The organism is Streptomyces sp. XY431 (assembly GCF_001279805.1).
Taxonomy (GTDB): Bacteria; Actinomycetota; Actinomycetes; order Streptomycetales; family Streptomycetaceae; genus Kitasatospora; species Kitasatospora purpeofusca.
Map to the genome: position 1 here is coordinate 95876 of NZ_LGDO01000495.1, position 7237 is coordinate 103112.

The 7237-nt window shown below is 73.8% G+C and carries 7 protein-coding genes; 5 read left to right on the plus strand and 2 right to left on the minus strand.

Features of this window, described 5'->3' with window-relative positions; all coding sequences use genetic code 11:
* The first annotated feature begins 29 nt into the window (after nt 1-29).
* Nucleotides 30-890, plus strand: a complete 861-nt coding sequence (gene htpX, locus ADK60_RS34900; protein ID WP_045937868.1) for a zinc metalloprotease HtpX — start codon at nt 30-32, stop codon at nt 888-890.
* 39 nt (nt 891-929) lie between these two features.
* Here the strand turns inward: htpX and ADK60_RS34905 are convergent, their stop codons facing one another.
* Entirely contained in the window at nt 930-2399 is a 1470-nt protein-coding gene (locus ADK60_RS34905; RefSeq protein ID WP_053650872.1) for an aminotransferase-like domain-containing protein, read from the minus strand.
* Here ADK60_RS34905 and ADK60_RS34910 point away from each other — a divergent pair.
* Nucleotides 2398-3393 carry a DMT family transporter gene (locus ADK60_RS34910; protein WP_079008937.1) on the plus strand — a complete coding sequence of 332 codons (996 nt, stop codon included), beginning with the start codon at nt 2398-2400 and terminating at the stop codon, nt 3391-3393. The two genes, ADK60_RS34905 and ADK60_RS34910, sit on opposite strands and share 2 nt — an antisense overlap.
* Before the next feature lie 123 nt (nt 3394-3516).
* On the opposite strand, the gene ADK60_RS34915 is transcribed toward ADK60_RS34910, so the two are convergent.
* Nucleotides 3517-4008, minus strand: a complete 492-nt coding sequence (locus tag ADK60_RS34915; protein ID WP_079008938.1) for a DUF7144 family membrane protein — start codon at nt 4006-4008, stop codon at nt 3517-3519.
* 295 nt (nt 4009-4303) lie between these two features.
* On the opposite strand from ADK60_RS34915, the gene ctaD reads away from it, so the two are divergent.
* The 3 genes from ctaD to ADK60_RS34930 all read left to right on the plus strand — a co-directional run.
* Nucleotides 4304-5962 (plus strand): aa3-type cytochrome oxidase subunit I, encoded by a 1659-nt coding sequence (gene ctaD, locus ADK60_RS34920; RefSeq protein WP_502687473.1) that lies wholly within the window; start codon nt 4304-4306, stop codon nt 5960-5962.
* A 36-nt stretch (nt 5963-5998) separates the two neighbouring features.
* Nucleotides 5999-6439: a BlaI/MecI/CopY family transcriptional regulator gene (locus ADK60_RS34925; protein WP_079008939.1), complete on the plus strand. Its 441-nt coding sequence runs from the start codon at nt 5999-6001 to the stop codon at nt 6437-6439.
* Between the two features lie 10 nt (nt 6440-6449).
* On the plus strand, nt 6450-7237 hold a 788-nt coding region (locus ADK60_RS34930), incomplete at its 3' end, for a M48 family metalloprotease (protein ID WP_053650875.1).

A 7237-nucleotide genomic window follows, 5' to 3' on the forward strand; every position in this document is an offset into this window, starting at 1 on the left:
CTTCCCCACGCACCATTGGAGGGCCACCCGTGCATCGCCGGCACAACGGACTGAGGACCGCCGCCCTGCTCGGGGGCCTCTCGGCGCTGATCCTGGTGATCGGCTCCTTCTTCGGCCGTACGGGCTTCGTGATCGCCCTGCTGGTCGCCCTCGGCACCAACGCCTACGCCTACTGGAACAGCGACAAGCTCGCCCTGCGCGCCATGCGGGCCCGCCCGGTGAGCGAGATCGAGGCGCCGCGGCTGTACCGGATCGTCCGGGAGCTCTCCACCTCGGCGCGCCAGCCGATGCCCCGGCTCTACATCTCGCCGACCCCGGCGCCGAACGCCTTCGCCACCGGCCGCAACCCGCGCAACGCGGCGGTCTGCTGCACCGACGGCATCCTGCAGCTGCTCGACGAGCGCGAGCTGCGCGGTGTCCTCGGCCACGAGCTGAGCCACGTCTACAACCGGGACATCCTGATCTCCTCGGTGGCCGGCGCGCTCGCCTCGGTGGTGATGTTCCTGGTGAACTTCGCCTGGCTGATCCCGTTCGGCCGGGGTGACGACGACGACGGCCCGGGCCTGTTCGGGCTGCTCGCGATCATGATCCTCGGTCCGGTCGCCGCCTCGCTGATCCAACTGGCGGTCAGCCGCTCCCGGGAGTACCAGGCCGACGCCGACGGGGCCCGGATCACCGGCGACCCGCTGGCCCTGGCGAGCGCGCTGCGCAAGCTGGACGCTGGCACCCGGCAGCTGCCGCTGCCGCCGGAGCCGCAGATCCAGACCGCCAGCCACATGATGATCGCCAGCCCGTTCCGGCCGGGCGAGGCCGGTACGAAGCTGTTCTCGACCCATCCGCCGATGGCCGAGCGGATCGCCCGGCTGGAGCGGATGGCCGGCCACCGGTAGCGGCACCCGTAGCGGCGCCGGGAGGGTCCGCGGCCGCCGTCAGCCCGTCGTGACCTCGTCCAGTACCGCCCGGAGCCGGTGGACGCCCTCCACCACCTGGGCGGAGGTTTCGGCGGCGGCGTAGCTGAGCCGCAGATGGGCGGCCGGCGGTTCGGCGGCGTGGTACGGGCGGCCGGGGGTCACCTGGACGCCGGCCCGCATGGCGGCGGCGGTGAGCACGCCGTCGTCGACGCCCTCGGGGAGCCGCAGCCACAGGTGGTAGCCGCCGGGGCGGTAGCTGCCGAGCACGCCCGGCAGCTCGCGGTGCAGGGCGGCGACGGCGGCGGTGCGGCGGTTGCGCAGCTCGGTGCCGAGCGCGCGCAGGTGACGGGCCCAGCCCGGGTCGGCGACGAGTTCCAGCGTCGCCTCCTGGAGCGGCCGGGGCACGAAGAAGCTGTCCACCACCTGGGTGGCCCGCAGCCGGGCGAGGGCCGGGCCGCGCGCGGTGAGGGCGCCGACCCGCAGATTGGGCGAGGCGGCCTTGGTGAGCGAACGCAGGTGCACCACCACCCCGTCGCGGTCGTCGGCGGCGAGCGGCCGGGGCAGCGCGGGGGCGTCCGCGTGGACCAGCAGCCGGGAGAAGTCGTCCTCGACGACGAAGGCCCCGGCCGCCCGGGCGATCCGGAGCACCTCGGCCCGGCGTTCGGGGGAGAGCACCGCGCCGGTCGGGTTCTGGAACAGCGGCTGGCAGACGAAGACCCGCGCCCTGGTGGCCTCGAAGGCGTCCGCCAGCAGGTCGGTGCGGACGCCGTCGGCGTCGACCGGCACCGGGACGGGCCGCAGCCCCGCCGCCCGGACGACCGCCAGGATCCCCGGGTAGGTCGGAGACTCCACCAGGACCGGTGCGCCGGGCGCGGCGAGGGAGCGCATCGCCACGGTGAGGCCGCTCTGCCCGCCGGAGGTGAGCAGGACGTCCCCGGTGGCGATCGGCCCGTCGTGGCCGCCGATGTCGCGGGCGAACCAGCCGCGCAGCTCGGTGAGGCCGTCGGTGGGCGGGCGCTCCCAGGCGCCGGGGCGGCGTCCGGCCCGGGCCAGGGCGGCGGCGAGCAGCCGTTCGGGCAGCAGTGAGGCGTGCGGGTAGCCGCTGTTGAGGTCGATGACGTCGGGCGGCGGCACGCGCAGGGTGGCGAACAGCGGGGCGGCCAGCAGGTCGCGCGGTCCGGTGTCGCTGCTGAGGGCGATCTCCTGCCAGGAGAGGTCGCCGGGGCGGGCGGTACCGGCCGGGGCCCTGCGGGCGCCGGTCGCGGGGCCGGTCGTGAAGGCGGCCGCGCGGAACACCCCGGCGCCCGGGCGGGAGATCACGAGCCCCTCGGCGGAGAGGACGGCGATGGCGCGGGAGACCGTACCGGGGCTGACCTGGTGGCGTTCCATCAGGGCCCGGCTCGACGGCAGCTTCCGTCCTTCCGGGTAGCGCTCGACTTCCCGTCGCAGACTGTCGGCGAGTTCGGTCACACTGCTACGCTCATTCATGAGAGCACAAGATAGCGCTACCCTCCGTTCGGCGATAGCGGACCGGCCCGCTACGGCGCAGACGACGGCCCCGGCGACCGCAGGGGCGACCGCAGTGGCCGCGGCGCCCAAGGCCGCACCCGGTACCGGTGGCTCCGCCGGTACCGCGCAGGCCGCCCTGGGTGTCCTCTGCTTCTCCTTCAGCTTCCCCGCCACCGCCTGGGCGCTGACCGGCTTCGGCCCCTGGACCGCGACCGGCCTGCGCGGCCTGCTCGCCGGGGTGCTCGCCGCGCTCTGCCTGGCGGCGGCCCGCGTCCCGCTGCCCGAGCGCCGGCACTGGCCCGGCCTGCTGGTGGTCTCGGCGGGCTGCGTCCTCGGCTTCCCGCTGCTCACCACGCTGGCCCTGCGCACCTCCTCGACCGCCCACTCGGCGGTCGTCATCGGTGTGCTGCCGCTGGCCACCGCGGCCGTCGCCGCGCTGCGGGCCGGCCGCTCCGGTGCCCGGCCGTCCCGGCTGTTCTGGGGCGCGGCACTGGCCGGGGCGGCGGCCGTGCTCGGCTTCACCCTGCTGCAGAGCCACGGGCGGCCGGGCCTCGCCGACCTGTACCTGTTCGCGGCGCTGCTGATCTGCGCGGCCGGGTACGCGGAGGGCGGGCGGATCTCCCGGGAGCTGCCCGGCTGGCAGGTGATCGGCTGGGCGGTGGTCGCGGCGCTGCCGGTCACCGCGCTGACCACGGCGCTGGCGCTGCCCGCCGAGCCGGTGGAGTTCGGCGGGAAGGCGCTGGCCGGGCTGGCGTACACGGCGGTGGTGTCGCAGTTCGGCGGGTTCGTGGTCTGGTACCGGGGGATGGCGGCGATCGGCGTGCCGAGGGCGAGTCAGCTCCAGCTGGCGCAGCCGCTGCTGACGCTGATCTGGTCGGTGCTGCTGCTCGGCGAGGTGCTGCCGGCCGCCGCGCCGGTGACGGCGGTGGTGGTGCTGCTCTGCATCGCGCTCACCCAGCGGGCGCGGGTCTGACCTGCGGCCCGTCCGGGGCGGGGCCCGTCCCGGCGCGTGCCCGTGGACGGCGACCGGCCGTCGCCGGCGCGCCCGGGGGGCGTGCCGACGACGGCCGGTCCTCGGTCGGACGGCGGGTCCGCGTCAGCCGCGGTCCTGGGCGTTGGTGCACAGCGCCCAGATGATGAACACGTCCAGGGCGAGCACGACCACCGACCAGATGGGGTAGTAGGGCAGCGAGAGGAAGCTCTCGATCCCGCCCAGCACCACCAGGCCGATACCGACGTACTGCGCCCAGACGGCTCCTCTGACCACGAAGAAGCCGGTCACCGCGATCAGCGCGCCGATGATCAGATGGATCCAGCCCCAGCCGGTGAGGCTGAACTGGAACACGTAGTTGCGGGTGGTGACGAAGACGTCGTCCTCGGCGATCGCCATGATGCCCCGGGTCACGTCGAGCACGCCGTTCATCATCATCAGCACACCGGCGAAGAGCACCCCGCCGGTCACCCAGCCGCTGGCGCCGTGCCTTGGCGGCGGCGTGGCCGGGCCGGCCGGTCGGGCTCCCTGTCCGGGGGGTGGCGTCGCGCCCGACGGCGGGGGTGTCGGCGGGGTCGGCGGAGTGGTGCTGCTCATGGGACCTCCTCGAATCCGGGTCCTCGGGCTCCGGGCCGGAGCGCCCCGGTCCAGGGCTCGCCGACCCGGAACTCACTCGAACGGATGTCCGGGGTTCGACCGTCCGCCCGTCGCCGCCGCCCGGCAACCGGACCGCACCTGTTCGGGTGACCCGCCCCGCGCGCCCCCGTTCGCCCCGGCGGTCCGACCGGTACTGCTGGTCCGACCCCTGCCCCGGACCTGGAAGGCGCGGCACGTGACTCTTCTGCCGAAGGAACCCGTGGAGCAGCCCCCACACCGTTCGCGCGCCCCGCGGCTGGAACGGCACCGCGTCGCCGCCCGCCGCCGGCGCGGCCGGGCCCTGGTCGGCTGGCTGACCACCACCGACCACAAACGGATCGGCACCCTCTACCTCACCACCTCCTTCGTGTTCTTCCTGCTCGGCGGGCTGATGGCGATGCTGATGCGGATCGAGCTGGCCCGTCCCGGGCTGCAACTGCTCTCCAACGAGCAGTTCAACCAGCTCTTCACCATGCACGGCACGATCATGCTGCTGATGTTCGCGACCCCGCTGTTCGCCGGGTTCGCCAACTGGATCATGCCGCTGCAGCTCGGCGCCCCCGACGTCGCCTTCCCCCGGCTGAACGCGCTCGCCTACTGGCTCTACCTGTTCGGCTCGCTGATCGCCGTCTTCGGCTTCCTCACGCCGGACGGCGCGGCCGACTTCGGCTGGTTCGCCTACGCGCCGCTCAACAGCGCCGAGTACAGCCCCGGCATCGGCGCCGACCTGTGGATCATGGGCCTGGCCTTCTCCGGCTTCGGCACCATCCTCGGCTCGGTCAACTTCGTCACCACGATCATCTGCTTCCGCGCACCCGGGATGACGATGTTCCGGATGCCGATCTTCGTCTGGAACATCCTGCTCACCGCCGTCCTGGTGCTCTTCGCCTTCCCGGTCCTGGCGGCCGCGCTGCTCTGCCTGGAGTCCGACCGGCGGTTCGGCTCCCACGCCTTCGACGCGGCCAACGGCGGGGCGCTGCTCTGGCAGCACCTGTTCTGGTTCTTCGGACACCCGGAGGTCTACGTCATCGCGCTGCCGTTCTTCGGCATCGTCACCGAGATCATCCCGGTGTTCAGCCGCAAACCGGTCTTCGGCTACAGCGGCCTGATCGCCGCGACCATCGCCATCACCGGCCTGTCGATCACCGTCTGGGCGCACCACATGTTCGTCACCGGACAGGTGCTGCTGCCGTTCTTCGCGGTCATGACGATGCTGATCGCGGTGCCCACCGGGGTGAAGTTCTTCAACTGGATCGGGACCATGTGGCGGGGCTCGCTCAGCTTCGAGGCCCCGATGCTGTGGACGGTCGGCTTCCTGGTCACCTTCCTCTTCGGCGGCCTCACCGGGGTGCTGCTGGCCGCGCCGCCGATCGACTTCCACGTCTCCGACTCGTACTTCGTCGTCGCGCACTTCCACTACGTGGTGTTCGGGACGGTGGTCTTCGCGATGTTCGCCGGCTTCCACTTCTGGTGGCCCAAGTTCACCGGCCGGATGCTCGACGAGCGGCTCGGACGGATCCACTTCTGGACGCTGTTCATCGGCTTCCACACCACCTTCCTGGTGCAGCACTGGCTCGGCGCCGAAGGCATGCCCCGCCGCTACGCCGACTACCTCGCCAGCGACGGCTTCACCACCCTCAACACCGTCTCCAGCATCGGCTCCTTCCTGCTCGGCATCTCCACCCTGCCGTTCCTGTACAACGTCTGGCACACCACCCGGTACGGGCAGCGGGTCACCGCCGACGACCCGTGGGGCTACGGCCGCTCGCTGGAATGGGCCACCTCCTGCCCGCCGCCCCGGCACAACTTCACCACCCTGCCCCGGATCCGCTCCGAATCCCCGGCCTTCGACCTGCACCACCCGGAGATCGCCGCACTCGACCGGCAGCAGAACGTCCGCGAACCACAGCGCTGATTCCGGGCCCCACGCCCTCTCGTTAGGATGACCGGCATGGCAGAGGACACCGCGGACACCGCAGAGGACACCAACGCCCCGGTGGCCGGCGACCCGCGGGCCCGGCGGCGCGGTCAGGGCGAACTGGAGGCCCAGGTACTGGCGGTGCTCCAGCACGCGCCCGGCCCCGCCACCGCCGGCTGGGTCCAGGAACGCCTCGACGGCGACCTCGCCTACACCACCGTGATGACGATCCTCTCCCGGCTGCACGCCAAGGGCGCCGTCAGCCGGACCCGCTCCGGCCGCTCCTACCTCTGGCAGGCCTCCTCGGACGCCGCCGGCCTCGCCGCCCTGCGGATGCGCCGCGTCCTGGACGGCGAACCCGACCGGGACGCCGTGCTCGCCAGCTTCGTCACCGCCCTGCTCCCGCACGACGAGGAACTGCTGCGCACCCTGCTCGACAGCGCCACCGCCCCGGCCCCCGACCGCGAAGGCTGACCTCCTCACCGTGGGTTTCTTCGTCTTCCTCCCGCTCGTGCTGCCGCTGACGGCGCTGCCCATCGCCCGTCTCACCGAGCAGCACCTCCACCCGCGCGGCGCCGCCCGGCTGCTCACCGGGTTCAGCATCGTGATGGCGCTGTGCAGCGCGGTCAGCCTCGGCCTGATCGGCGTCGTCGGCACCGCGCAGCTCCCCGGCAACCCGCTGCCCGACAGCTGGTCCGACCCCGAGGTCAGGGACGCCCTGCCCTACCACGAGACGGTCGGCACGGCGGCGCTGCTCGTCCTCGCCGTCGTCCTGCTCGCGGTGGGCCGCACCCTGGTCCGGCACCTGCGGATCCGCGCCCGCGCCCGGCGCGCCCTCGGCCGCGCCCTGCCCGCCGCCTCCGACGTCGCCCTGCTCCCCGACCCGGCCCCGTACGCCTACGCGCTGCCCGGTTCGCCGCGCTCGCCCGGGCGGGTGGTCGTCTCCACCGGCATGCTCGACGGCCTGGCCGAGGACGAGCGCGCCGCGCTGCTCGCGCACGAACGCGCCCACCTCACCCACCGGCACCACCGCCACCTGCTGGCCACCCAGCTGGCCGGCTGCGTCAACCCGTTCCTGCGGCCGCTCCAGCGGGCCGTCGCCTACAGCGCGGAGCGCTGGGCCGACGAGGAGTCCGCGCAGGCCGTCGGCGACCGCCGGGTCACCGCCCGCGCCGTCGCCCGGGCCGCCCTCGCCTCGCGCACGGCCCCCGCCGCCTACACGGTGTTCCCCGCCTTCGCGGCCCCCGGCCCCGTCCCCCGCCGGGTCGCCGC